The sequence below is a fragment of the Polaromonas sp. P2_G11 genome (assembly GCF_056403595.1).
The window spans coordinates 706,125-729,570 of sequence record NZ_JBFUFE010000002.1 but is presented as its reverse complement, the minus strand read 5'-3'; the positions used below and the strand labels follow the sequence as shown (position 1 = coordinate 729,570).

The following is a 23,446-nucleotide window of genomic DNA, read 5'->3' as shown; positions in this document are numbered from 1 at the left end:
GCAGTGTTTTGCTTCGATAAAGTGGGAAATTAATGGGAACCGTACAGCTGGTGAAGTGAAATATAACGCGCAACGGCTTCAGGGACCAACTGGGTAATTCCCCCTGTCACCGCGGCTCCGGAGGCCATTAACTGGCGAATCTGGGTGGCGCTGACAGGCATCAGGGGAAGATTGAGCAGGACAAAACGGTTGCTGCGGCTTTCGTAGGACTCAAATTGAGCTCCAGCCAGCGTGGATTGTGCGCGATCAGCTATACAAATTATAGCGAGGTCAAGAATGTCCTGCCACCGGTGCCATTGCCTGAAGACGGCAAACTGGTCTGCGCCAATGAACAGGTAAAGCTGGGCGCCCGGATTCTCCTCCTGGAGCGCCAAAAGCGTGTCAATGGTGAAAGTCGGCCCGCTGCGTTCAACCTCGCGCGCATCCACCCGAACGCCAGAAATATCGCCAAAAGCCAGTCTGGCCATGGCCAGCCGGTGAGCCGGCGCGCTCAGGGCGCGTGACTTGTGCCAGGCGTGGCCGGTCGGAACAACGTACAGGGTATCAAGGCCAAACTGCCGGATCGCCTCCTGCACCAGTGCAACGTGCGCACTGTGCGGCGGATCAAACGCACCACCAAACATGCCGATGCGCTTTTGCGCCGGTGACGGCGTTGCCATCAAACCCAGTCCCGTCTCGGCAAAAACTCCGTATACAGGCGCTCTTCAGGGCTGCCCGCCTCTACGCCCCGCTGATAAGACCAGCTCGCCAGCGGCGGCATGGACATCAGGATCGACTCCGTGCGCCCCCCGGACTGCAAACCAAAGTGCGTGCCGCGGTCCCATACAAGGTTGAACTCCACATACCGGCCCCGCCGGTAAAGCTGGAATTCGCGCTCCCGCTCGCCATGCGGTGTGTCCTTGCGCCGTTCAACGATTGGCAAATAGGCCTGCAAAAATGAGTCGGCCACACCCTGCATCAGGGCAAAGCTCCGGTCCAGCCCCAGCTCCTGGAAGTCGTCAAAGAAAACGCCGCCAATTCCGCGCTGCTCCTGCCGGTGCTTCAGGTAAAAGTACTCATCACACCATTGTTTGAACCGGGGGTACTTGTCGTCGCCAAACGGTGCCAGCGCGTCCTTGCAGGTCTGGTGGAAATGCACCGCGTCCTCTTCAAACCCGTAATAAGGCGTCAGGTCCATGCCGCCGCCAAACCAGCAGACGGGCTCGCCCGAGCCTGACACCGGGGTCGCGGCCAGCATGCGCACATTCATGTGGACTGTCGGCACGTAGGGATTACGCGGGTGAAACACCAGCGAAACCCCCAGGGCCTCAAAAGGTGCGCCTGTCAACTCCGGACGGTGCTGCGTCGCCGAAGGCGGCAGCTTGGGGCCCCGCACATGCGAGAACCCACAGCCGGCACGCTCAAACACCTGGCCCTGCTCCAGGATCATGGTGATGCCATTGCCCTGCAGCGTCTCGCCTGGCGCTTTCTGCCAATGGTCCGCCGTGAAGGACTGGCCGTCGATCCCGGAAACGGCGCCGGTGATGCGCTGCTGCAGCGCCAGCAGAAAGTCTCGAACGCCTGGAATATCGGTCATGCTGCAGTGTTACCCGAAGGGCGGAAGAAAAAACGAGCGCGCATTGCGTGATCAGGACTTGACCGCGCGCCAGCCGATGTCTTTGCGGTACTGCGCGCCATCAAATCCGATGTCCTGGGCGACTTCGTAGGCACGTTGCTGCGCGGCTTTCACCGTACTGCCGAGCGCCGTCACGCACAAAACCCGGCCGCCAGCCGTCACCGTCGCGTCGCCCTGCTTGCGAGTTCCGGCATGAAAAACCATCGAATCTTCGGCTGCATCGGTTCCTTTTTGCAGGCCATGAATCACGTCGCCCTTGCGAGGGTTCAGCGGATAGCCGTGCGCGGCCATCACCACGCCCAGGGCCGGCCGGCGGTCCCAGTCCAGCTCGATCTGGTCCAGCGCACCCGAGGTGGCGGCCATCATCACCTCATACAGGTCGGTTTTGAGGCGCATCATGATCGGCTGCGTCTCCGGGTCGCCCATGCGGCAGTTGAACTCCAGTGTTTTCGGCTTGCCTTCCGCATCAATCATCAGGCCGGCATACAAAAATCCGGTGAACGGAATGCCGTCTTTTTCCATGCCCTTGATGGTCGGCAGGATGATCTCGCGCATGGCACGGCCATGCACTTCGGGGGTAACGACTGGGGCCGGTGAATACGCGCCCATGCCGCCGGTGTTGGGACCTTCGTCACCGTCAAGCAAGCGCTTGTGGTCCTGGCTGGTCGCCATGGCGGCCACATTCTTGCCGTCACACATCACGATGAAGCTGGCTTCTTCACCCTGCAAAAATTCTTCAATCACCACGCGCGCGCCACCTTCGTTATGTGCCACGCCAAGCGGGTTGAAGTCGGGGTTCGGTGCCAGCATGAATTCAATGGCCTCGTGCGCCTCGTGCAGCGTCATGGCCACCACCACGCCCTTGCCGGCCGCAAGGCCGTCGGCCTTGACGACGATGGGGGCGCCTTTTTCGTCCACATAGGCATGGGCCGCCGCGGCGTCGGTGAAGGTTTCGTATTCGGCCGTCGGAATACCGTGGCGCTTCATGAAGGCCTTGGAGAATGCCTTGGAGCTTTCCAGCTGCGCCGCCGCCTTGGTCGGGCCAAAAACCCGCAAGCCGTGCGCTCGGAACTCGTCAACGATACCGGCCGCAAGCGGCTGCTCGGGGCCCACCACTGTCAGCGCGATCTTCTCGGTCAGCGCCCATTCGCGCAGCGCCTTCACGTCGGTGATGTCAACATTTTCAAGGCGCGCATCCAGCGCGGTACCGCCGTTGCCGGGCGCAACATACACCGCCTGAACCTTGGGAGACTGCGCCAGTTTCCAGGCCAGCGCGTGCTCACGGCCGCCGCCGCCAATAACAAGAACTTTCACGGGAGGTTCAATCTAAAAAACAGCAAATAGCTGAGGTACACAACAAGAATAAATACGATGCCGAAAATGACCTTGACGGCCACCTTGGCGCGGCGCTGCATATCCAGCGCCTGATCATTGACTTTGCCGGCTTTCACAATGTTGGCACGGGTTTCATCGACCAGCGACTTCTGCACGGCCAGGGATTCCTTCTGCAGGGCGATCGCCTCGCTGCGCAGGCGGTTTCCCTCCTGCAGCAGGGTTTCAATGCGGGCCAGCCGTTCGGAGTCATCCACAATTTCACCCACCGCCGTTCAGGTTTCGAGGGCCGCGTTGTGGAATACATCCTGGGTGTCGTCCAGGTCCTCCAGCACGTCCAGCAGTTTTTGCATCTTGCGGGCATCCTCGCCGGTCAGCTCAATCGTGTTGTCGGCGCGCATGGTGACTTCGGCAATCTCGGGCTTGAGGCCGGCGGCTTCCAGCGCGTTCCTCACGGCTTCAAAGCCCGTGTAAGGCGTCAACACCTCAATGGCACCGTCTTCATGCGTGATGACGTCGTCGGCGCCGGACTCCAGCGCGACTTCCATGATCTTGTCTTCACTGGTGCCGGGCGCAAAAATGAGCTGGCCGCAATGTTTGAACTGGAAAGCCACTGAGCCTTCGGTGCCCATGTTGCCGCCATGTTTGGAAAAAGCGTGCCGCACTTCAGCCACGGTACGCACCTTGTTATCGGTCATACAGTCCACGATGATGGCCGCGCCGCCTATGCCGTAGCCTTCGTAACGGACTTCCTCGTAATGCACGCCTTCCAGGCTGCCCGTGGCCTTGGCAATGCCGTATTTGACGTTCTCATTGGGCATGTTGGCCGCCTTGGCCTTGTCTACCGCCAGGCGCAGGCGCGGGTTCGTGCCCAGGTCGCCACCGCCCATGCGGGCCGCCACCATGATTTCACGCATTACCCGGGTCCAGATGCGCTGGCGCTTTTCATCCTGGCGCCCCTTGCGGTGTTGAATATTCGCCCATTTACTGTGACCGGCCACGAAGAATCCCTTATCAGACTGATTAATTGATTTAATCTACAACCCGCATTTTACTTTTTCACTCCAGGACACCCCATGGCCGAGCCGTTACTGATTGCCAAGCACGATTCCATCCACTGCGAGATCCTCCCCGCCCTGGCCAACCGCCATGGGCTGATCACCGGGGCCACGGGCACCGGCAAGACCGTGACGCTGCAAACACTGGCCGAAAACTTCTCGAAAATCGGCGTCCCGGTCTTCATGGCCGACGTCAAAGGGGACCTGACCGGCATCAGCCAGGCCGGCACCATCGGCGGCAAAATGGCCGGCATCCTCAAGGAACGCGGCATCGACCTCCCCGAGTCGCTGGCCTGCCCCGCCACGCTGTGGGACGTCTTCGGCGAACAGGGCCACCCCGTGCGTGCCACCATTTCCGACATGGGCCCACTGCTGCTGGGCCGCATGCTCAACCTCAACGAAACCCAGGCCGGCGTGCTCAACCTGGTGTTCAAGATCGCCGACGACAACGGCATGCTGCTGCTGGACCTGAAAGACCTGCGCGCCATGCTGCAGTACGTCGGCGACAACGCCAGCGAGTTCACCACCAAATACGGCAACGTCAGCGCCGCCAGCGTGGGCGCCATCCAGCGCGGGCTGATGCAGATCGAAAGCCAGGGCGGCGACAAGTTCTTCGGCGAGCCCATGCTCAATATCAGCGACTTCATGCAAACCGTTGATGGCAAAGGGGTGATCAACATCCTGGCGGCCGACAAGCTCATGAACTCGCCCCGCCTCTACGCCACCTTCTTGCTGTGGATGCTGTCCGAGCTGTTCGAACAACTGCCTGAAATCGGCGACCCGGACCAGCCCAAGCTCGTCTTCTTCTTCGACGAGGCCCACCTGCTCTTCAACGAAGCGCCCAAGGTGCTGGTCGAGCGCATCGAGCTGGTGGTGCGCCTGGTGCGCTCCAAGGGCGTCGGCGTGTATTTTGTGACGCAAAACCCGCTGGACATTCCCGATTCGGTGCTGGCCCAGCTCGGCAACCGGGTGCAGCACGCCCTGCGCGCCTTCACGCCGCGCGACCAGAAAGCCGTCAAGGCCACCGCCCAGACCATGCGGCAAAAGCCCGGCCTCGACATCGAAACCGCAATCACCGAACTGGCCGTCGGCGAGGCCCTGGTGAGTTTTCTCGACAGCAAAGGGCGCCCCAGCGTGACGGAACGCGTTTACGTGCTGCCGCCCGGCAGCCAGATCGGACCCATCACACCGCCACAACGCCAGCAGCTGCTGCAAAACTCGCTGGTAGCCGGCGCCTACGAAAAGACCGTGGACCGCGAGTCGGCCTACGAAGCCATCAAAGGCCGCGCGGAAGTCGCGGCCACGGAAGCGGCCAAGGCACCCCAGGGCGGCGCGGCCGGGCAAACCGATTCGGGCGGCATCATGGGCGGGCTCAACGATGTCCTGTTCGGCACCACCGGCCCGCGCGGCGGCAAGCACGACGGCCTGGCGCAAAGCATGGCCAAGTCCGCCGTGCGCACCATGGGCTCGGCCGTGGGCCGGGAAATCATCCGCGGCGTCCTCGGCAGCATTTTTGGCGGCAAAAAACGCTGAGCCCGCGCACAGGCCCGGTGCGTTCGGCCAAGCCTGTCGCAAATTAACGACCCGGCAAAACTGCCGGGCTTGTCAATCCCGGCACGCATCGCTACATTGGATTTTTTAAGGATTCGCAATGCCTGCTGAAGTTGCCGTCAAGTCACCTGATCCAAGGCCGGCCTCCCCCTCGCCTGTTTCTGCGCCTGCCTCCTCCACAGCTCCGGCCAGCCCTGCGATCTCCCACATCCGATTGACCTCTCACGCAGGAGGTTATGGCGCCCTGCCTATCCGCTGGGCCGCCGCCACTGCCGCCGAACGCGGCCCGGTGGTGGGCACCACCACCAAACGCAGCCACCGCAACGTCATCGGCACGCACAGCGGCTCGTACAGCGTCTACCGCGCGCTCGCCGTCGCTTCCGGCGCGCTCAAGGCCAGCCACAAAGCCGACCTGACGAACACCTCGCCGACCGACGTGATCGGTCCCTACCCGCAATGGAGCGAGCCCGGCCGCATCGTCGCTATGGACCCATGGGGCGCGATGGTGGCCGACGTTTTTTCCAGTGAGCTGGCAGCGGGGTACGATATCCGGCCAACCATCGCCGTAACCCAGGCCCACGTGATCCTGCCCGAGGTGATCGAAGCCCTGCAGTCGGGCAGGCTCAAGGCCGACGGCAAGTTTTTGACAGCCGGCGGCGCGGCCATGGTGACCAAGGTCGCCGTTGAACCGGTCTGGTACCTGCCCGAAATTGCCCGCCGCTTTGGCTGCAGCGAAACCGATTTGCGCCGCGTGCTGTTTGAAGAAACCGGCGGCATGTACCCCGAGCTCGTCACCCGCAGCGACCTGGAAGTCTTCCTGCCGCCCATCGGCGGCCTCACCGCCTACATTTTTGGCCGCCCGCGCGACCTGGCCAACCCCGATGTCGAACTCACCGCCCGCGTGCACGACGAATGCAACGGCTCCGACGTCTTCGGCTCCGACATCTGCACCTGCCGCCCCTACCTCACACACGCCATTGAAGAGTGCATCCAGGGTGCCCAGCGCGGCGGTGTGGGCTTGGTGTCCTATTTCCGCAAGGAAGGCCGGGCGCTAGGCGAAGTCACGAAATTCCTCGTCTACAACGCGCGCAAGCGCCAGGTCGGTGGAGACACCGCCGACCAGTACTTCAACCGCACGGAGTGCGTTGCCGGCGTACAAGACATGCGCTTCCAGGAACTTATGCCAGACGTGCTCAACTGGCTGGGCATCCGCAAAATCCACCGGCTCGTTTCCATGAGCAACATGAAGTACGACGCCATCACCCGCTCGGGCATCGAGGTAGTTCAGCGCATCAATATTCCCGAACACATGATCCCGGCCGACGCCCAGGTCGAAATGGACGCCAAGATGGCCGCAGGCTATTTCACCCCCGGCGCGGTGCCCGACGCCGAAGAACTGAAAAAAGCCAAGGGCCGGGGGCTGGATGTCTGAAACCACACCTGCTCCTGACAGTCCCAGCAACCCCGCCAACGCCACCTACACCATCGCCGGAAACCTGCGCGGGATCAGCGCCGCCGCGGAATTGCGTTCCACCAGAACCATACGCGCCCGCGCCTCTGCCCTGCTTGAGCGCGCACGCCGCGGCGAATCCGCCTGGTTTACCGTCAACGACGGCGCCATGACCACCGCCGCTGCGCTGGTTGCCGAAATCACCCGCGCCCGCTACCCGGACCTGGACATTCCGTACCACAGCCGCTGGCGACATTTTGAAGCTGGCGGCATTGACCGCCTGGGTTTACTCAATGCAGCACTGGCATCCGCCACGCCTGCCGGGCGCGCCCGCGCCCAGATTGACCTCGCGCTCATCAGCGTGCTGCTGGACGCCGGCGCCGGCGCCCAGTGGCACTACCTCGAAGCCGCCCAAGGGGAGCATCCCTGCAGCGAATACAGCCGTTCCGAGGGCCTGGGGGTGGCAAGTTTTCACGCCTTCATGGCTGGCCTCTTTTCCAGCGATCCACAGCAACCGCTGCAGGCCGATGCCCTCAAGCTCAAAACCATTACCGCAGACCAGCTTGCCCTGGCTTTTCAGGTCACGCCCGAAAACCCGCTGATCGGCCTCGAAGGCCGCGCCGCGCTGCTGCGGCGCCTCGGCCAGGCACTGCAGGACCAGCCTGCCCTCTTTGGCCAGCGCGGCCGTCCCGGCCATCTGTTTGAAGCGCTGGCGCAACCCGGGCAAAGTGCTATCGAGGCGCACGAGCTGCTGTCGGTGCTGCTCACCAGCCTCTCGTCTATCTGGCCAGCCCAAAATGTCATGGGCAACATTCCCCTGGGCGACTGCTGGCAGCACAGCGCGGCAGGCGACGATGAGTCCGAAAAAGCTGGGCCCAGTCATGGCTGGATGCCTTTCCACAAGCTGTCGCAGTGGCTCACCTATTCACTGCTGGAGCCTTTCGAATGGGCCGGTGTGCAGGTCAAAGGGCTCGACGCGCTGACCGGCCTGCCCGAGTACCGTAATGGCGGCCTGTTCCTCGATGCCGGCGTGCTGATTTTGAAAGACCCGGCGCAGGCCGACCGCTTGCATGCCGCCGGCGACGAACTGATCGTCGAATGGCGCGCCCTCACCGTGGCCCTTCTCGACGAGCTCGCCCCACTGGTGCGCGAGCAGCTGGGATTGACCGCCGAGCAGATGCCACTGGCCTGCGTGCTCGAAGGCGGCACCTGGGCCGCAGGGCGTGCACTGGCACAGCAATTGCATCAAGGTTTGCCGCCCCTGAACATCGAAAGCGACGGCACCGTATTCTGAACATCGATCCCGAAAGACGCGCGGACCCGACGGGCACCGGCACAGGTAAAAGCAGAACAAAAATAACAACCGGACAAAACAAAGACAGAACACAGAGGCACACAAGAAAATGACCATCCAGAGCAACAAAGTCCACCTGATCGACCACCCGCTGGTGCAGCACAAGCTCACCCTGATGCGCCGCAAGGACGCCTCCACCAACACCTTCCGCACACTGCTCAACGAGCTCAGCATGCTGATGGCCTACGAGGTCACGCGCGACATGCCGATGCAGGACATCGAGATCGAGACCCCGCTCGAAATCACCACCTCCAAAGTCATCGACGGTAAAAAGCTGGTGTTTGTCTCCATCCTGCGCGCCGGCAACGGCATTCTTGAGGGCATGCTCAGCGTGGTGCCCGGCGCCCGCGTCGGCCACGTCGGCCTGTACCGCGACCCGAAAACCCTGACGGCGGTCGAGTACTACTTCAAGATGCCGCACGACATGGAAGAGCGCGACATTGTCGTGGTCGACCCGATGCTCGCCACCGGCAACTCGGCCATCGCCGCAGTCGAGCGGCTCAAAGAGCTCAACCCCAAGTCCATCAAGTTCGTCTGCCTGCTGACCTGCCCGGAAGGTATCAAGGCCCTGCAGGCCGCACATCCGGACGTGCCGATCTACACCGCGGCGATCGACCGCGAGCTCAACAGCCATGGCTACATCCTGCCGGGCCTGGGCGACGCGGGCGACCGGATTTTCGGAACGAAATGAGCCCCCACGGTCGCTCACTGCGTGTAGCTCCCTGCCCCCCGAGGGGGCCGCTGCGCCTGCGGCCCGGCAAAGCCGGTTCCGCGGCCCCGACTGGCGAATTCGGGGAGCCTGCGAGCGTTTGATTTTTTGCTCCTGTTTTAGTTTTTCTGTTTGTCACCCAAAACCTGAACCTACCCGGAGGAACTCATGCACCAGACCTTCAAGCGCCGTCAACTCGTCCTATTGGCCACTGCCCTCGCAACCGCCCTGCCCGGCCTGGCACTTGCCCAGGCAGCCAAAACCAAAGTTGCGGCCATCTACACCGTGCCGTTTGAGCAGCAATGGGTCAGCCGCCTGCACAAGGCGCTCAAAGCCGCCGAAGCGCGCGGCGAGATCGAATACAAGGCGACCGAGAACGTCTCCAATGCCGACTACGAACGTGTCATGCGCGAATACGCCACGGCCGGCAACGCGCTCATCGTCGGCGAGGCTTTTGCGGTGGAAGCCGCGGCCCGCAAGGTCGCCAAGGACTTCCCGAAAGTGTCTTTTCTCGTGGGCTCGTCGGGCAAGGCGCAGGCGCCCAACTTTTCGGTGTTCGACAACTACATCCAGGAACCGGCCTACCTCTCCGGCATGATCGCCGGGGGCGTGACCAAGAGCAACAAGATCGGCATGGTCGGCGGCTTCCCGATTCCCGAAGTCAACCGCCTGATGAATGCCTTCATGGCCGGCGCGAAAGAAACCAACCCCAAGGTCGAGTTCAGCGTGAGCTTCATCAACAGCTGGTTTGACCCGCCCAAAGCCAAGGAAGCCGCCTTCGCCATGATCGACAAGGGCGCCGACGTGATGTACGCCGAGCGCTTTGGCGTGAGCGACGCCGCCAAGGAAAAAGGCAAGCTGGCCATCGGCAACGTGATCAACACACAAGACAAATACCCCGACACCGTGGTGGCGTCAGCCCTCTGGAACATGGAGCCCAGCATCGACCGCGCGATCAAGGCCGTCAAGGAAGGCAAATTCAAGGCCGAAGACTACGGCCCCTATTCCATGATGAAGTACAAGGGCTCCGAACTCGCCCCACTGGGCACCTTCGAGAAAAAGGTGCCCGCCGACATCGTCGCCAAGGTCAAGGCCAAAGAGGCCGACATCCTGGCCGGCAAGTTCACCGTCAAGGTCGACGACGGCCAGCCCAAGTCCACCGCCAAATAAGGCGGCGTTTCACCGCCTCACCTGAAAGCGCCGTATGCATTCCCTGTTTTGCCTGCGGCGTTTTCTTTTCAGCCAGCCTGTTGCCTGGCGGGCCGCGGCTCCGCTGGCCTTCCTGGCCTTTCTATCATTTGGCCTGTTGGGATGCGCGGGCCCGGCGTCTGTCCCATCCAATCCATCAGGCGCAGCTGCGGGCATTCCTGTCCGGCTCGACGCCACGCCCCGCATCGCGGTGATATCGGCTTTTCAGCCCGAACTGACTCTGCTGCTCAACCGCTTGCAGGGCCCTGCCAGGCACCGCATCAACGGCGTCGATTTCACCACCGGTACCCTGCAGGGCAAGCCGGTCGTGCTGTTCCTTTCCGGCATCAGCATGGTCAATGCGTCCATGAACACGCAGCTGGTGCTGGACCGTTTCAACATCACACACATCGTCTTCAGCGGCATCGCTGGTGGCGTCAACCCGGCCCTGCACATCGGCGACGTCAGCGTACCCACCCAGTGGAGCCAATACCTGGAAGTGCTGATGGCACGCGAAACTTCGCCGGGCCGGTTCACCATCCCGCCGCGCATGGAGGCGCAGACCCTGGCGCCCTTCGGCATGCTGCACCCGCGACCGGTCGAAACGCGCACCGCCGCCAACCCGGCGCCCGTACGCAAGTTCTGGTTTGAAGCCGACCCCGCAATGCTCGAGGTTGCCAGGGGCATGGGCAACATCGAACTCGGCGCCTGCAACGCGGGGGTATGCCTCACGCACAAACCGCAATTGATGGTGGGCGGCAACGGTGTGTCGGGCCAGGCCTTTGTCGACAACGCCGCCTTCCGCGAATATGCCTTCAAGACCTTCCAGGCCAACGTACTCGACATGGAAACCGCCGCCGTGGGCATGGTGGCCTACAGCAACAGCGTGCCTTACATCGCTTTCCGCTCGCTCAGCGACCTGGCCGGCGGCGGTGAAGCGGCCAATGAAATGGTCACGTTCATGAACATCGCTGCCGACAACTCAGCCAAGGTGTTGCTGGCGTTCCTGGCCGCCTGGAAATAGCATGCCCGAGCTCACCGGCATAGACCACATCTACATTGCCGTGAGCAACATGGCCGAGTCGGAAGCGTTCTACGACAAGCTGATGCTCAAGACGCTCAGCTGCCGCAAAAACACCTTCACGATAGGCGGCGACCCGCACATCCAGTACTACAACCGCCACTTTGGTTATGTGCTGCGGCCTGCCCGCTCGCAAGCCGCGCACGACTCGTATTCGCCCGGCCTTCATCACTTCTGCCTGCGCGTAGACACTGTCGAAGACGTGGCCGAATGCGCGCGGCTGCTGCAAGCCTCCGGCATCAACGCCAGCGAGCCGCACAACCACGGCGAATACGCACCCGACTACTGGGCCACTTTTTTCACCGACCCCGACGGCCTTCGTCTGGAGATCACCAACTACCGCCAGGAGCGGCGCGACCGGCATGACCACTGGGAATCCCTCGGTTAAGCATTCGCAGCCGCCAGTGCTGCGGTCCCTGTTGATCTGAAAGCCACATTGCTAAACACTGCTTCTTTCGGATGACCGCGCCCCTTCTCCCTGTTCTACGGCTCATCTTGCTACCCGGAATGGATGGCACAGGAGATTTGCTTGCGCCGCTGGTCAACGCACTGACGCCATCCATGCACGTTGAAGTCGTGCGCTACCCTGGACATGACGCGCTGGGTTATGACGACTTGCACAAGTTCATCCTGGCGCGCATGACCGCAGCGCCATTCGTATTGCTGGGTGAATCTTTTTCCGGGCCTTTGGCCATTTCCATTGCGGCTACCCGGCCTGCCGGCTTGCGTGGAGTGATCCTGAGCTGTACTTTTGCGCAAAATCCCCGTCCTGCCTTTTCCTTTGTCTCCCATCTTGCGGACAACTGGGTGTCCCGGAAAATCCCTCCGCATCTGCTGACCCGCCTTGTCAGCCCCTTTTTGCTCGGTAGATTTGCATCTCCCCAGCTGAGAAACTCTCTTGAGCAGGCACTGCGGCAGCTTTCACCGCAAGCAATGGCCAAGCGAACTCAAGAGGTTCTTCATGTGAATGTGAGGGATAAACTCAAACAGCTCCACGTGCCGGTGATGTATCTGCAGGCAACGCAGGATCAGGTGGTTCCTGCATCTGCCGCGCAATCTCTGAAGCAAGACCTTCCGTCCATAGAGATCGTGAAAATAGAAGGTCCGCATTGCCTTTTGCAAGTCTCACCAGCTCCCGCCGCGTTGGCCATCCAGTCGTTCTGCCGCAAGCTGGGGTCTGCCTCGTCATGACTGCCCCGGTTCTTCGCCTCAGTGGCATCACCAAACGCTTCGGCCCGCTGGTTGCCAATAACGCGATTTCGCTCGAGCTGCACAGCGGCGAAATCCTCGCGCTGCTTGGTGAAAACGGTGCCGGCAAGTCCACGCTGGTGTCCATCCTCTTCGGCCACTACACAGCCGACGAAGGTGATATCGAAATCTTTGGCCAGCCGCTGCCGCCCGGCAACCCAAAGGCCGCGCTGGCAGCCGGCGTTGGCATGGTGCACCAGCATTTCACACTGGCCGACAACCTCAGCGTGCTCGACAACGTGATGCTGGGCGACGAGCCGCTGTGGCAGCTGTTTTCACGCCGCAGCGCAGCCCGCGCCAGATTGCTGGAGGTGGCACAGCGCTTTGGCTTGCCCGTGGCGCCCGATGCCAAAGTGGGCAGCCTCTCGGTCGGCGAACGCCAGCGGGTCGAGATCCTGAAAGCCCTGTACCGCGGCGCACGCATCCTGATCCTGGACGAACCCACCGCCGTGCTGACGCCGCAGGAAAGCGAGGCGCTCTTCGGCACGCTGGGCCAGATGGTGGCGCAGGGCCTGTCCATCATTTTCATCAGTCACAAGCTGGGCGAGGTGCTGCGCGTGTCAAACCGTGTGGCTGTGCTGCGCGGTGGCAAGCTGGTGGCCGAAGCACCAGCCGCCGGCACCAGCCAGGCGCAGCTGGCGCAATGGATGGTGGGCCATGCTGTCACCAGCACACAGCGCCGCCCCGCGCCGTCAACCGGCCTGCCGGTCTGCACACTGGAAGGTGTCAGCACGGCCAATGCGGGGCAAGACCGCCTGGATGGCGTTTCGCTCGAACTCAGGGCCGGTGAAATCGTCGCCATTGCGGGCGTCTCAGGCAACGGCCAGCTCGCCCTGGCCGACTTGTTGTGCGGCACCCGCGCCGCCAGCCAGGGCTCTGTGACATTTTTGGGTCAGCCCATGAAGGCCTCGCCAGCCTGGCTGGTCACCCAGGGCGTGGCGCGCATCCCCGAAGACCGGCATGGCGTCGGCGTGGTCGGCGACCTCAGCGTCTGGGAAAACGCCGTGTCAGAGCGCCTGCGCAGCCCGGCGTTTTCCAAAGCGCTGTGGGTCAAGCGCAAGGCCGCGCAGACCCATGCGGCCCGCATCATGCGCGAGTTTGACGTGCGCGGCGGCGGGCCGCACACCGCGGCGCGCTCACTGTCGGGCGGCAACATGCAAAAGCTCATCCTCGGGCGGGCGCTCGTGGCCCCCACGCTTGTCGCTTCGCGTACTGCGCTGCCCCCCGAGGGGGCTATTTTTTCTAGGGGCGGCCCGTCGGAAAAATGTTTCCCCTCTTCCGAAACCGCACCCCAGCCGGCCAAACTGATCATCGCCCACCAGCCCACCTGGGGCCTGGACATTGGTGCCGTTGCCTATGTGCAGCAGCAACTGATCGCCGCGCGAGACGCTGGCGCGGCCGTGCTGGTCATTTCTGACGACCTGGACGAAGTGGTGGCGCTCGGCGACCGAGTGGCTGTGATGCACGCGGGCCAGCTGACGGAGGCCCTGCCCGCCGAGACTTGGTCGCGAGAGTTGATCGGGTTGGCGATGGCCGGTGTCCGTGCCGAGCCCGCGTTGGGAGTGGCCTCATGAGGTTGGAGAAAAGAACGCAAACCTCGCGCTGGGCCCTGGTGCTGGCACCCATCGGCGCCATCGCGTTCACCTTGCTGATCAGCGCACTGCTGGTGCTGTGGGCCGGTGCGCCGCTGGGCCAAACCTATGTGCTGCTGTTCAAGGGCGGCTTTGGCTCCGTCTTTGCCCTCAGCGAAACCTTTACCCGTGCGGTGCCCCTCATCCTGACCGGCCTGGCCGCCACGGTGGCCTTCAAGGCGAGGCTTTTCAACATTGGCGCGGAAGGCCAGCTTTATGCCGGCGCGCTGGCCGCCGTGGCTGTGGGCGGCATGCACGGGGGTAGCGGTTTTGATTTGCCCATCTGGCTGCTGTTCGGGCTGATGATGCTGGCCGCCGCCATTGCCGGCGCACTGCTGTTGCTGGGCCCGGCCTTGCTGAAGGCCCGCCTGGGTGTCGATGAAGTCGTCACCACCCTGTTGCTCAACTTCATCATGCTGCTGTTCGTGTCGGCGATGCTCGACGGCCCCATGAAAGACCCCACTGCCATGGGCTGGCCGCAAAGCGTGGCGCTGCAGGGCGAGCTGGAGCTTTCCAGGCTCGTCGCGCAGACACGCATCCACACCGGACTGCTGTGGGCCGCCGCGCTGGCTATAGCGCTGTGGGCCTTGCTGAAGTACACCGTACTGGGCTTTGACATACGCGCCGTGGGCGCCAACGCCAAAGCCGCGGCATTCGCCGGCGTGCCCGTCACCCGCACGGTGGTGCTGGTTGCGCTGTTGTCGGGTGCTCTGGCTGGGCTGGCCGGCGCCATTGAGGTGGCGGGCCGCACCAGCTACGTCACGCTCGACATGTCACCCGGCTACGGCTACACCGGCATCGTGATTGCCATGCTGGCCGCACTCAACCCCCTGGGCGTTCTGGCGGCAGCCGTGTTTGTGGCGGGCGTGCTGGTCGGCGCCGACACCATGAGCCGCGCCGTGGGCGTGCCCACCTATATCGCTGACGTCATCGTGGCGGCGTCGCTGATCTCGGTGCTGGTGGCCACGTTGATGACGCAATACCGGCTGGTCGTAAAAGAAAAAGGCCGGGCCGCATGAAATTCTTCAGCACCCGCGCCCTGCCAACCCATGCGGCCACTGCCGCCCGGGCTGAAGCTACACGCACAGCTCTTAAGCAAATAATAGCCACAAGCCAATACAGACAAGCGCAACCAGCTATTAAATCCATAGCACCAGCAACCTGCAAGCCAACGGGAAAAGGCGTCCTGCATGGCTGAAATGCTCGATATCCTTACCGCAGCGCCCTTCTGGATAGCCGTGCTGCGCATCGCCACGCCGCTCATCCTTGGCACGCTGGGCGTGCTGCTGTGTGAACGCGCCGGCGTGCTCAATCTGGGCATCGAGGGCATCATGGTCGCCGGCGCCTTCAGCGGCTGGCTGGCCGTGTACGGCGGCGCGCCGCTGTGGGCAGGCGTGGGCGTGGCGGCGCTTACCGGTGCGGTGTTCGGCCTGCTGCACGCCTTCCTCACAGTCGGCCTGGCGCTGTCCCAGCACGTGTCCGGGCTTGGCATCACCTTGCTGGCCACCTCGCTCAGCTATTACGGCTACCGCGTCAGCTTTCCCAAAGTCGACACGCCACCCACCATCACACCCTTCGCCCCCATGCACTGGCTCGACGGCTTTCCCGGCGGCGGGCTGAACGTGGTGGCAGCGCAGACCTCGCTCACGTTGCTGGCACTAGCGCTGGTGCCGCTGATCGCCTGGCTGCTCTACCGCACGCCGGCGGGCCTGGCCATCCGCATGGTCGGCGAGAACCCCCAGGCCGCCGAAGGCCAGGGCGTCTCCGTCGCGGCCACCCGCACCGCTGCCATCGTGGCCGGCTCGGCGCTCATGGGCGTGGCGGGCTCTTTCCTCACGCTGTCGGCGTTTAACGCCTTTTTCTTCAACATGGTCAATGGCCGCGGCTGGGTGTGCGTGGCACTGGTGGTGTTTGCCTCGTGGCGGCCGGGCAAGGCGCTGCTGGGCGCGCTGCTGTTCGCCTTTTTCGACGCACTGCAGCTGCGCCTGCAAACCTCGGGCATCGTGAATGTGCCCTATCAGGTGTACCTGATGCTGCCCTACGCCCTTTCCATCCTGGCGCTGGTGCTGGTGGCGCGCAAGGCGGCGTATCCTCAGGCGTTGATGAAACCTTACCGAAAAGGCGAACGCTGATGATGACGACACCCCTTGCCCCACGCGGCACACTGCTGGCAGCCTTGCTGGCACTGGGCTGCGCCAACGCGCAGGCACTGGGCAGTGACTACAGCTACGACAGCTTCAAGACGCCTGACGCCGTCAGCTGGGTGCAAATGTGCGGCACATGGGGCAAAGGCCGCCAGGGCACCTACCGCGTCGTGCACGCAGACCAGTACGCACAATCATTCCTCTACATCCAGTGGATGACACGCGATGCCAATGGCAGCCTGCATGCCGGGCACACCGTGGGGATCGCCGAATTGAACAACGACCACTCGGAAATCATGCTCAGCGGTCTCACCTGCCGCACAACGCCACGCGGCATCGTGCTCACGGCGCGCGCCGCCTCCGGCCATGACGACAGGCTGCGCCGCGTCACCATCGAGGTCGGTCCAGAAATCGGCCAGTATCGCTACCGCAAAGGAGAGCGTTAGTCCATGCGCAGCACGCCCTCAGGCCACGTCGCCGTCCCTCCCGCCTTTCTGGCAGGCGCGCGCGTACGCCTGCGCCCCTGGGTGGGCGATGACCGCACTCCCTTTGCCGCACTGAATGCAGACCCCAAGGTCATGGAACACTTTCCCGCGACGCTTACACGCGCGCAAAGTGACGCGCTGGTTGACCGCATCAGCACCTCGATCACCGAACGTGGCTGGGGCCTGTGGGCAGCGGAATACCGGCCAGCGGGCACCCATGCACCTCAGTTCATCGGCTTCGTGGGCCTGAACAGCCCGACCGCGGATCTGCCCTTCAACCCTTGCGTTGAAATCGGCTGGCGCCTGGCCCAGCCCTATTGGGGCCACGGCCTAGCCCAGGAAGCCGCACGCCTGGCGCTGCGCATCGGGTTTGACGTCTTGCAGCTGGACGAAATCGTGGCCTTCACCAGCCTCAACAACGCTCGCTCCCGCGCCGTAATGCACCGTTTGGGAATGGAGGAAAGCCCCGGTGAACAGTTTGACCACCCTTCCGTACCAGCCGACAGCCCGGTGCGGCGACACCGCCTGTACCGCTTGCCCCAAAAAGATTGGGGCAAAACCACGCGCGACAACACAGCGCCCACAGCCTGACCGCGCAGAAGAAATGGAGCACCTTTCCCATGCTTGACCTGCTGATCAACAACACCAGCCTGCCCGACGGCCGCACCGGCATGACCATCGCCGTGCAGAACGGCAAGATCACCCAGGTCAGCGAAGGCCCTATCGCGGGTGCGCAAGCCCATGAAACGGTAGACGCCGGTGGCTACCTGCTGAGCCCGCCTTTTGTCGACCCGCACTTCCACATGGACGCCACGCTCAGTTACGGCCTGCCACGTGTCAATGAAAGCGGGACGCTGCTCGAAGGCATCGCGCTGTGGGGCGAACTGAAGCCCCTGCTCACAGCCGAAGCGCTTATCGAACGCGCCCTCACCTACTGCGACTGGGCCGTCGCCAAAGGGCTGTTGGCCATTCGCAGCCACGTGGACACCAGCGAACCCAGCCTATTGGCGGTAGACGCATTGCTTGAAGTCAAAAAGCAGGTCGCCCCATACATCGACCTGCAACTGGTCGCCTTCCCGCAAGACGGCGTGCTGCGAACAAAAGGCGGTATCAACAACCTGGAGCGCGCACTCGACAAGGGCGTGGACGTGGTCGGCGGCATCCCCCACTTTGAACGCACCATGGCCGACGGCGCAGCCAGCGTGAAGTTGCTGTGCGAGATTGCGGCCGAACGCGGCCTGCTGGTCGACATGCACTGCGATGAATCCGACGACCCGCTCTCCCGCCATATCGAAACCCTGGCCGACGAAACCCAGCGCCTGGGCCTGCAGGGCCGCGTCAACGGCAGCCACTGCACCTCCATGCACAGCATGGACAACTACTATGTCAGCAAGCTGCTGCCGCTTATCGCCGAGAGTGGCGTCAGCGTCATCGCCAACCCGCTGATCAATATCACCCTGCAAGGCCGCCACGACACGTACCCGAAGCGCCGCGGCATGACCCGCGTGCCCGAGCTCATGGCGGCAGGCGTCAACGTCGCCTTCGGTCACGACTGCGTGATGGACCCCTGGTACGGCATGGGCAGCGGCGACATGCTGGAAGTGGCGCACATGGGCCTGCACGTGGCGCAAATGACCAGCCAGAAAGGCATACGCCAGTGCTTCGACGCGGTGACGGTCAATGCCGCCAGGGCCATGCATTTGCAGGGCTATGGCCTGGACGTAGGCTGCGACGCAAGCTTTGTGTTGCTCCAGGCGCGCGACCCGGTGGAGGCAATCCGCTTGCGGGCGAACCGATTAAAAGTGTGGAAGAAGGGCCAATTGCTGGCGCAAACCCCGGAGGTGGTGGCAACGCTCCACCTGCCCGGCCGTCCCGATATCACCTCATTCCAGACTAGCTCGTAAAGACCCAACGCCAGCCACGTTCCCAGCGGAATCGTTGGCTAAGGCACGACGGCGTGCTCACACTCCAATCGGCAATTGGGCAATATTGGCAATTGGGCCTCCCGCTGCCAAAGCTCCCCTAAACAGATGATGCGCCATGAGCTCGGCTCACCAAGAATCAAGCGCCACACATCAAAAAAAGGGGGGATCCCATGCTCAAACTCTCGATTCTGACGGCCGCGTCGCTGGCCCTTGCCGGTTGCACGACCCAACTACAAACAAAACCTGTATCGAAAGAGGCGGATGCGACGGTCGGTGTGCTCTACAACCTGCCTATGGCAGCTTTCGACGCTGAAGCCAGGTTTCTTGTCAAGGGATGCTCAATATTGTCACCAGGTGGTGCCCCAGTCTTGGCGTACGAGTTAGTTGCGGGCTCAGCGGTACTCCATTTGGAGCCTGATCCACTCGAAACCTACAGCCTTCGCTACGAGTTGCTCAACTCACCCATGAAGGTTACCGCTGCCACCATCAAACTTCACCCGAACGGGATGATCAAGTCGCTGAGCGCCGAAGCTGATGATCGAACGGCTCAGGTAATTGCTTCTGTCTCGGGTACGGTATTAAATCTGGCTAAGGCGGTTGCGCTAGCGGGCGTGTCAGCAACCTCTGCCTCGGCATACGGCGATTGCGCAGATTTCATGACTGAGCGAATTGCGGAACGGCAAAAGATCTTGAGCAAAGATTTGCCTCTTCTGAAGGCAGCGGATAAGGACCAAAAAGACGACAAAGCCTTAGCTGCAGTCTGGACGAAGAAATTGAAGATTGAGCAAGATAAGCTTGCAAAAGTACGTGAGCGTAAAAGTAAGAGCCGGGACGTCGACGTTAAGCAACTGCTGCTTCAAATCGCAGATATCCAGTTCCAGATCGATTTGGCAACTGTGGACGGTCGAAAAGCAAAGAATCTGGTTCTTCAGGCTCGTCTGGCTTCTCTCACGGAGGACTTGACTACGACAGCCAGGTATGTAGGCTGGTCCCCTCGGCAGTCCAATGGCGAGAAAGTCTGCCAGGAATTCTCCTCTAGTCAAGCGGAATACTGGACCAGGCTCGCGACATCCAGCTTCGCACCCGACACGGCCAAACCGGCGGATGGAAAGCTTTTTTCTGCAGAGATATGTGTGCAAGTTCCCGAAAGAGCTCGAAAAGCCGGTACAGCCACTGACGTCGTGGCAGGCGTGAAGGACGCTGAGTACGCAGGGGTTGTTTACCTGCTGCCATCGACGGGCTATGTTTTCGTAGGTGATAAAACCCAAAATGGCGTCAAATTTTATTCAGCAAACTCTGTAAGCCTGCCTCAATTTGGCGCCAAAGGCTTGGTGTGGTTGAAAAACGAGCCATTTGATAACAACTCGGTAAATGCTTCTTTCAACGAAGACGGATCAATGAGTGAGTTGAGCTTCAAAGCGGCCGCGAGGGCTGAGCGGGGGGCCGCTGCTGCATCGGATACGGCCAAATCCCTTGCAGATTTAATGCAACTGCGCGTCGATACCTTGAAAGCTAAAGCAGCGGCCACTGATGAAAGGCAAAAGAAAGAGCAGCAGAATCAGATCAATGCCATCGATTCCCAGATTGCTCTAACGACCAAACAAAATGAACTTGACCTGGCGAAGGCTTCGGCGGGTGACCCGCTTACAAAAGAGAAAGCCCTGCTCCAGAAGCAGATCGAAGTAGAAACGCTTAAACAGCAGTACGACGCACTTCTCAAGAAGAAAGTCGAGTAGCCCGTGAAAGCAGTAATTCTATTCAGTCTGGTGCTCTGGGCAGGGCACGGTACTGCTCAAGAAATTCAGCTACGGGAAAGACTTGACAGTCGTGACGTTGAACAGCTCCGGGAACTTCGATTGGAACGGGCAAAAAGCCGTATCGCAGAGGTCAACTTGAATGACTCCACGAAAGAGCGATTGTTCAAGAGTTACGACCTCGATGTACTCGACGCAGTTCTTAAGGATCAAAGCGGCCGTAGCGGCGTTGATCTGAATAACAAGGCAAACGCACGTTTAAACCTGCTCAAACTGGGCACCGCATTGAAAGATCAGATTCCCTCGGGAAGGATCAACGCAAGCGGAATAGATTCCAAGTTAATTCTGGAGCTGGCTCGCAAATCTTCAAACCCGGAGATCGCCTCTCGCATCCTGGATTCGAAGCTTCGCCTGGATAAAAATAACCGTATCGTGCTCGGACTCGGTGCGGTCTTTAGCACCAATCCCGAGGTGAACGCACCTGACAAATCCCAGCCTGGGAAAATCCCTGGGAATTACAAGGGACTCAAGCCGACGGTATGGAGGTCGGGTTTGCTTTACTCCGGCATGCTGGCGCTGACGCGTCCGGACAAAAACTACATGCTTTGCTCAGGGACGGTCATAGCGAAATACTGGTTTCTAACTGCAGCTCATTGCTTGCTAAACGAAGAGACGCGAGGTAAGTTTTCGCCGGCGGAGGTTGCGGTCTTCTTGCCATTTCAACAAGGTTCCGAAACGGTCAACGCGATGCGAGGACATCTGAATCTAAACATGAAAAAAGTTTTGGTCGAAGCAACCGAATGGCTCGGAGACGGTATTCCGGAAGCTTTCCCGAATACTGTTGACGCTCTTAACCAGATGATTCGAGAGGGAAAAGATATTGCACTTCTGAGGTTGAAGAAGTCGGATATGGACGCACTCCCCTCAAGTATTGAGAGCGTCAGAATACTCAGTGGTCTTCCCAAGTCTTCACAGGTCAGTGTAGTTGGCTATGGCGTTACCAACATTTATGACAACAGCGATCTCACATTAATGGTGGCAATTCGAAATAACCTACCTGAAGGCCTGGATGCCAACGCTGACCTGATCACTTTTGGCGCACCTGCAGGATCGACCGCAGGTGGTATTTGTGGGGGAGATTCCGGCGGAGGACTTTTCGCTGGGCGGGTGAATGGCATAAGTAGCAGTCCGCGACTGATTGGTGTAGTGAGTGCCCTGCTCCAATCTGCGGACACGAGCAGCGCGGACGCGTGCATCGCTTCCGCTCAAGGCCATGCATCCTTGCTAAGCTCACGAAATCATGGTTTTATTTGCGGCAGGCTTCCTGAAGCCTGCATTCAATAAACCCAACCTAAGTCTACTTGCCATGGCATTCAGTGACTTTTAAATCCTCTTACAGACCCATACAAGTGCAGAGTGTGGGCGTTCCCCACACTACTTGTGGTTTTCTCGCCCCCCGATGCCAATAGTCTGGGTGTGGTTCAAAAATCCTTACCCAATCACGTTGCGTACATTGACAGGAAGTTGCGGCGTTCTGTATCGGCTTGCAGCGCTGTGCGTGACCCGGTGGAGACCATCCGCTTGCGGGCGAACCGGTTGAGGGTGTGGAAGAAGGGCATGCTGTTGGCGGAGACAGCCGAAGTAGTGGCAAAGTTGCGCATGAACGGAGACCGGGTGCGGTCGCGTTTTCACAGGCCTGAATCCAGCATCCGTAGATATTTCCCCTGTCTGCGGCGTGCTTTAACTATAAGATCAGCGCGATCACCAAAACAACAAGGTTGCAGCACAAGCCGCCTTCCGCCCGGGGACCAGAAGTGAAAACAGTGAAGAGCCTGACAGCACAAGCTTCGATCGTCAGGGGCCAATTTTCGCGGGTTCTGGTTCTTTGTGCCTTGGCCCTGCTGCCGGCGGCACGCGCATCCGCAGCGCAAAGCGCTGCGGATGCTTCTCGACACCCAGCCCTCTACCAGGTTGTGCAGGAACTTGATCAGGTTGCGCAACAACTACCCGGCTCCAGCAACCTGAAAAAAGCAGAGATACTGGAGGGCACTTTCAGGTTCGAGAGCGGCGTCAGTGCCGCCGACAGCGTCGCTCTGACCGGCAGGCTTGCACCGGATGCCAATCATTGGCTTGGCCCCTATACCCTCAAGCGCTTGCCCGGCGACGCGGACATGGAATTCAAGGCAGCTATCCGTCACGGCCTGCCCATCCCGGTTCCAACCCTGTCCTCACCTCGGCTGGGCGACACCTATATATTGCGCCTCCACGAATATGCAAGCCAGCAGAGCATCCGTTTCGATATCTTTAAAGCGGACCCGGTCGGCTCTCCGAACAGCGGCCTGTTTCGCTTCCATTTCAAGATCACCGCTCCTTACAAGGAAATGCTTGATTTTCTGGTCAACTCGCCTGTGCTCAGCGAAGCGCTGGTTGAGCGAATCAGTTTTGTAAAAAGCAACGCCGCATCCGTCACCGTGGAGGGCTGGGTCTATCTCGGCGACCTGGTGCTGGAGCAGGCGCAGGCCGTTGAATACCGCCAACAACTCGCCAAAGCAAGGCAAAGCGCCTTGGGCGCCAAGAACCCATTCACCGGCACAGACAGCGCCCAAGGCACGCGTGAACCGCTCGAGTCCGCATTGCTGGTGGACCTGGCCGTGGCGGGTGTTTTTGGCCAAGGAAGTGAGAAGTTTGCGCTGGTGATGCACAAAAAAACGCCTCCCCAACTCTACAGGGTGCGGGTCGGAAACTATCTCGGGCCCGAGCGCGGGAAGATCATCTCCATTACAGACAAGGAAATTGTGATCGTCGAGCAGGTTCAAGACGCGGAAGGCAAAAAAAACGAGCGTCGCTCCGCCCTCCCCGTCCCCGCTCTTGGCAAGCCGCCCTGGGCGCAATAGCAGCGGTCAGGTTCAATACGACAATCG

General features: G+C 61.2%; 22 protein-coding genes. 17 read left to right on the top strand and 5 right to left on the bottom strand.

Annotation, left to right across the window (positions count from 1 at the left end; genetic code table 11):
• Positions 1-29: 29 nt before the first annotated feature.
• From nadD to AC1DWQ_RS10030, 5 genes are read right to left on the bottom strand one after another with little or no spacing between them, the layout of a single operon-like run.
• Positions 30-659 carry a nicotinate (nicotinamide) nucleotide adenylyltransferase gene (nadD, locus tag AC1DWQ_RS10050; RefSeq protein ID WP_477649511.1) on the bottom strand — a complete coding sequence of 210 codons (630 nt, stop codon included), beginning with the start codon at positions 657-659 and terminating at the stop codon, positions 30-32.
• Positions 659-1,576, bottom strand: a complete 918-nt coding sequence (gene hemF / locus AC1DWQ_RS10045) for an oxygen-dependent coproporphyrinogen oxidase (RefSeq protein WP_477669486.1) — start codon at positions 1,574-1,576, stop codon at positions 659-661. The genes nadD and hemF overlap by 1 nt, the downstream gene beginning before the upstream one ends.
• Before the next feature lie 51 nt (positions 1,577-1,627).
• On the bottom strand, positions 1,628-2,929 hold the full coding sequence (gene purD / locus AC1DWQ_RS10040; protein ID WP_477669485.1) for a phosphoribosylamine--glycine ligase: 1,302 nt from the start codon (positions 2,927-2,929) through the stop codon (positions 1,628-1,630).
• On the bottom strand, positions 2,926-3,216 hold the full coding sequence (locus AC1DWQ_RS10035; RefSeq protein WP_477669484.1) for a hypothetical protein: 291 nt from the start codon (positions 3,214-3,216) through the stop codon (positions 2,926-2,928). The genes purD and AC1DWQ_RS10035 overlap by 4 nt, the downstream gene beginning before the upstream one ends.
• A gap of 6 nt (positions 3,217-3,222) precedes the next feature.
• Positions 3,223-3,948 carry a YebC/PmpR family DNA-binding transcriptional regulator gene (locus AC1DWQ_RS10030; RefSeq protein ID WP_477669483.1) on the bottom strand — a complete coding sequence of 242 codons (726 nt, stop codon included), beginning with the start codon at positions 3,946-3,948 and terminating at the stop codon, positions 3,223-3,225.
• 75 nt (positions 3,949-4,023) lie between these two features.
• Between AC1DWQ_RS10030 and AC1DWQ_RS10025 the strand changes: the two genes are divergently transcribed.
• From AC1DWQ_RS10025 to AC1DWQ_RS09945, 17 genes are all read left to right on the top strand, one after another.
• Positions 4,024-5,538: a helicase HerA-like C-terminal domain-containing protein gene (locus tag AC1DWQ_RS10025; RefSeq protein WP_477669482.1), complete on the top strand. Its 1,515-nt coding sequence runs from the start codon at positions 4,024-4,026 to the stop codon at positions 5,536-5,538.
• Positions 5,539-5,656: 118 nt separating this feature from the next.
• Complete coding sequence (locus tag AC1DWQ_RS10020; protein WP_477669481.1) at positions 5,657-6,988, top strand: GTP cyclohydrolase II; 1,332 nt, start codon at positions 5,657-5,659, stop codon at positions 6,986-6,988.
• Positions 6,981-8,300, top strand: a complete 1,320-nt coding sequence (locus tag AC1DWQ_RS10015) for a URC4/urg3 family protein (RefSeq protein ID WP_477669480.1) — start codon at positions 6,981-6,983, stop codon at positions 8,298-8,300. Before AC1DWQ_RS10020 ends, AC1DWQ_RS10015 begins: the two co-directional genes overlap by 8 nt.
• 109 nt (positions 8,301-8,409) lie before the next feature.
• Entirely contained in the window at positions 8,410-9,051 is a 642-nt protein-coding gene (upp, locus tag AC1DWQ_RS10010) for a uracil phosphoribosyltransferase (protein WP_477669479.1), read from the top strand.
• A gap of 186 nt (positions 9,052-9,237) precedes the next feature.
• Positions 9,238-10,239, top strand: a complete 1,002-nt coding sequence (locus tag AC1DWQ_RS10005; protein WP_477669478.1) for a BMP family protein — start codon at positions 9,238-9,240, stop codon at positions 10,237-10,239.
• Positions 10,240-10,273: 34 nt separating this feature from the next.
• Positions 10,274-11,281, top strand: coding sequence for a 5'-methylthioadenosine/S-adenosylhomocysteine nucleosidase (locus tag AC1DWQ_RS10000; RefSeq protein WP_477669477.1), 1,008 nt, complete (start codon positions 10,274-10,276; stop codon positions 11,279-11,281).
• 1 nt (position 11,282) lies between these two features.
• Complete coding sequence (locus AC1DWQ_RS09995) at positions 11,283-11,726, top strand: VOC family protein (protein ID WP_477669476.1); 444 nt, start codon at positions 11,283-11,285, stop codon at positions 11,724-11,726.
• Between the two features lie 119 nt (positions 11,727-11,845).
• Positions 11,846-12,529 carry an alpha/beta fold hydrolase gene (locus AC1DWQ_RS09990; RefSeq protein WP_477669475.1) on the top strand — a complete coding sequence of 228 codons (684 nt, stop codon included), beginning with the start codon at positions 11,846-11,848 and terminating at the stop codon, positions 12,527-12,529.
• The gene (locus AC1DWQ_RS09985) at positions 12,526-14,160 is read left to right on the top strand and encodes an ABC transporter ATP-binding protein (RefSeq protein WP_477669474.1); all 1,635 of its coding nucleotides are present in this window, start codon (positions 12,526-12,528) and stop codon (positions 14,158-14,160) included. Before AC1DWQ_RS09990 ends, AC1DWQ_RS09985 begins: the two co-directional genes overlap by 4 nt.
• Positions 14,157-15,236, top strand: a complete 1,080-nt coding sequence (locus AC1DWQ_RS09980; RefSeq protein ID WP_477669473.1) for an ABC transporter permease — start codon at positions 14,157-14,159, stop codon at positions 15,234-15,236. Before AC1DWQ_RS09985 ends, AC1DWQ_RS09980 begins: the two co-directional genes overlap by 4 nt.
• A gap of 171 nt (positions 15,237-15,407) precedes the next feature.
• The gene (locus tag AC1DWQ_RS09975) at positions 15,408-16,349 is read left to right on the top strand and encodes an ABC transporter permease (RefSeq protein WP_477669472.1); all 942 of its coding nucleotides are present in this window, start codon (positions 15,408-15,410) and stop codon (positions 16,347-16,349) included.
• Positions 16,349-16,807: a hypothetical protein gene (locus AC1DWQ_RS09970; RefSeq protein ID WP_477669471.1), complete on the top strand. Its 459-nt coding sequence runs from the start codon at positions 16,349-16,351 to the stop codon at positions 16,805-16,807. Before AC1DWQ_RS09975 ends, AC1DWQ_RS09970 begins: the two co-directional genes overlap by 1 nt.
• A gap of 3 nt (positions 16,808-16,810) precedes the next feature.
• Positions 16,811-17,437 carry a GNAT family N-acetyltransferase gene (locus AC1DWQ_RS09965; protein ID WP_477669470.1) on the top strand — a complete coding sequence of 209 codons (627 nt, stop codon included), beginning with the start codon at positions 16,811-16,813 and terminating at the stop codon, positions 17,435-17,437.
• Positions 17,438-17,466: 29 nt separating this feature from the next.
• Positions 17,467-18,750 (top strand): amidohydrolase family protein, encoded by a 1,284-nt coding sequence (locus AC1DWQ_RS09960; protein ID WP_477669469.1) that lies wholly within the window; start codon positions 17,467-17,469, stop codon positions 18,748-18,750.
• A 191-nt stretch (positions 18,751-18,941) separates the two neighbouring features.
• Positions 18,942-20,507 carry a hypothetical protein gene (locus AC1DWQ_RS09955; RefSeq protein ID WP_477669468.1) on the top strand — a complete coding sequence of 522 codons (1,566 nt, stop codon included), beginning with the start codon at positions 18,942-18,944 and terminating at the stop codon, positions 20,505-20,507.
• Between the two features lie 3 nt (positions 20,508-20,510).
• Entirely contained in the window at positions 20,511-21,869 is a 1,359-nt protein-coding gene (locus tag AC1DWQ_RS09950) for a trypsin-like serine protease (protein WP_477669467.1), read from the top strand.
• A gap of 479 nt (positions 21,870-22,348) precedes the next feature.
• Complete coding sequence (locus AC1DWQ_RS09945) at positions 22,349-23,419, top strand: pilus assembly protein PilP (RefSeq protein ID WP_477669466.1); 1,071 nt, start codon at positions 22,349-22,351, stop codon at positions 23,417-23,419.
• Positions 23,420-23,446 lie beyond the last annotated feature (27 nt).